The organism is Trujillonella humicola (assembly GCF_046233715.1).
In the GTDB taxonomy this organism is placed as follows: domain Bacteria; phylum Actinomycetota; class Actinomycetes; order Mycobacteriales; family Geodermatophilaceae; genus Trujillonella; species Trujillonella humicola.
Genome location: NZ_JBJNRJ010000145.1, coordinates 1 through 676 on the forward strand (window position 1 = coordinate 1; position 676 = coordinate 676).

General features: G+C 70.4%; 1 protein-coding gene. It reads right to left on the bottom strand.

Annotated elements, in window-relative coordinates; all coding sequences use genetic code 11:
• Positions 1-676: IS3 family transposase (locus ACK586_RS25475; RefSeq protein ID WP_409333325.1), on the bottom strand; the 676-nt coding region annotated here is incomplete at both ends.

Consider the following 676-nt stretch of genomic DNA (forward strand, 5'->3'; position numbering starts at 1 on the left):
CGTCGGATGTTATTCCTCGCTGTGAATGCAGCAAATTCGGCCGACGTGTATTGCGTGCCCCTATCGGAGTGGAAAATGGCGTCGGTCGCGACGTGTCCGGAGCCGATGGCCATCTGCAGGGCGTCGGTGACCAGGCTGGTGCGCATGTGGTCGGCCAGCTGCCAGCCGACCACCATCCGGGTGGCCAGGTCGATGACCGTGGCCAGGTACAGCCAGCCCTCACCGGTGCGCAGGTAGGTGATGTCCCCGACCAGACGCTGCCCTGGCGCGTCGGCGGTGAAGTTCCGCTCCAGCAGGTCGGCGGCCGGCACCGGCGCGCTGCCGGGCAGCGTGGTGCGCTTGTAGGACCGGGGCTGGACCGCCGCGAGCCCGAGCTCACGCATCAGGTCGGCGACCAGCCCGATCGAGCAGGCGATGCCGCGGCGGTTGAGCGCCGCGGCGATCCGCCGGCAGCCCGAGGTCTGCCGGGAGTCGTCGAACTCGCGGGCGATCTCGGCGGCCAGCGCCCGCCGGCGGGCCTGGGACCTGGTCTCGGCCCGGTGGGTCCAGGCGTAGTACGTCGACCGCGGCACGCCCAGCAGCGGGCACATGAACGTGATGTCGTAGGTGTCCTTCTCCGCGTGGATGAGTGCGCAGCGCTCGGCTACGGTTGCGTCCGCGCGAAGAAGGCCGCTGC